Genomic DNA, 1792 nt, shown 5'->3' with positions numbered 1-1792 from the left:
ATTATATATTTTTAATAACTCTTATATTGGATGACTCTTCAGCAACACGATCGTATCTGTCGTTGATGTTATGAGTGTTATTTGTTATGGTTTGCAAAACATTATGTGCTTCATATAGTTTTAAATCTTTAGCAAGCCTTACAGCAGCGTTATAAATTGCAGACTTATAAAAATTTATGCGTAATATGTGAGAAATTATAGCATCGTCGGTAACAGGATTTTCAATTATATATTGTTCAGGATATTTTACCATTGTCTTAATAATATCACAGTTATCATTTTCCAAATTGAGTCCACTATCCAGTAATAATTTTTCAAGTGCTGTTAGATTTGCCTTTGAGGTTATGTGTTGTGCATTAATAGTTTGCTTTAGATCATAAGAAACACATTTATCCTTTAAACTATTAAGCATTGGCAATGTTTCGTTTTCTAAACAATGTAAATCTAAGAGTTGCGCTTTTAAAAGTGATTTTAAGTTATTTTTTGCCATGACTGTCATCATCTTGTTTATAACAAAATTATAGTTTTTTTAAAAAACTATTAACACAATCAATTCAAAGATTAATCTAAAAGCTAAAGCTCAGTTTACTTTTAAACACTAATTTTATTGTTAAAATAGTCTGCAAGTTGTAGGCCAACTAGGTGTTCAATTTGCTCTGTTAAATGTAAATGCCTACCTATACCTAAATGGTTTGAGCTTATAAGAACCTTTTGTCCTGGTACATGAATTAGTCTAGTATTAGAGAAGTTGATATTAAGAGAATCAAAACTCAATGTATTAAGGTCTGCCTCAAATTTTTGCAAAGGCCTATAATTTTTTAATACCTCAAGATAATGTACATCGAAAACTTTTGTAAAATTAAAGTTAATGTTTAAACCTTTTTTAAAACTAAATACCTCTTGTTGTTCTGCTTTTAAAGTTTTTATACCATGCTGCTTTAAATTAGATTTTAGCAGAAACTCTTTGTCGGTTATTATGTTTACTTCTCCATTATTAAGGTAGTAAAAGCTAAGTGTAGTTTGGGTTAAGTTTAGAAACTTAAAATTTAAATCTTCCGACACTTCAAAATTAAAGTATATATTAAGTACATGTTTTAATCGTATAATAGATATTTTACCTTTAGCATAGTCATTATTGAAACTTAAAACAGTCTCATTATTATTCTCAATAATTACAGGATTAAATATTAATTTAAAGTAATTAATTAAGGCTTGATTATAACTATTATCTAGAATTATTTTTGTCATTATTTAAGGTGTTATATAGTAGCAAAAAATAAAGATGAATAATCACAAGTTCTTGCTTAAAAAGAAAATAGACTGTACTTTTTAAGAAATAAATGAGCACTAAAGTACCAACCAACGTTTATCTGTTTGTTAAGTCTTGTTTATATTTTGATGGAGTTACCCCGTAGTAAGCCTTAAATAAACGTGTTAGATAGCCTGGGGAATTAATACCTAAGGTGTAAGCAATTTCTGCTATAGTTAAATTGGTAGTTTCTAGTAAAAATTTGGTTTTATATGCCCTGTGATTACGTACAAAGGCATTAACCGTAGTGTTATATAATTTCTTGAAACCAGATTGAAGTGTTTTTTCGTTGATATGTAATTGCTTGGACAAATTATCAACAGATGAAAAGTTTTCAATATCATTTTCAATTAAATCAATAGCTTGCTGTATTTTTTGCAATGTTTTTGGTACCAATGCTATACCACTACTATTAGGTGATTTTAAATTTACCTGATATTGTTTAAGTAATACAGCTATTAGTTCGTAGGTTTTACCTTCTAA

3 protein-coding genes are annotated in these 1792 nt (G+C 27.6%); all 3 read right to left on the bottom strand.

Annotation, left to right across the window (positions count from 1 at the left end):
- Position 1: 1 nt before the first annotated feature.
- A complete protein-coding gene (locus AC1EUY_RS16010; RefSeq protein ID WP_480196557.1) occupies positions 2-490 on the bottom strand; it encodes a DUF892 family protein in 489 nt (162 codons plus the stop codon).
- Positions 491-591: 101 nt separating this feature from the next.
- Entirely contained in the window at positions 592-1248 is a 657-nt protein-coding gene (locus AC1EUY_RS16005) for a hypothetical protein (protein ID WP_480196556.1), read from the bottom strand.
- 118 nt (positions 1249-1366) lie between these two features.
- A partial coding sequence (locus AC1EUY_RS16000; protein WP_480196555.1) for a helix-turn-helix transcriptional regulator occupies positions 1367-1792 on the bottom strand: 426 nt, incomplete at its 5' end.

This window comes from Maritimimonas sp. 2210JD6-3, assembly GCF_056591795.1.
The sequence above is the reverse complement of the archived record's forward strand: the minus strand, read 5'-3'. Positions and strand labels throughout refer to the sequence as shown.

Coding starts and splice junctions, on each gene's coding strand:
- AC1EUY_RS16005 (WP_480196556.1), bottom strand. CDS start 1,248: ATGACAAAAATAATTCTAGATAATAGTTATAATCAAGCCTTAATTAAT.
- AC1EUY_RS16010 (WP_480196557.1), bottom strand. CDS start 490: ATGGCAAAAAATAACTTAAAATCACTTTTAAAAGCGCAACTCTTAGAT.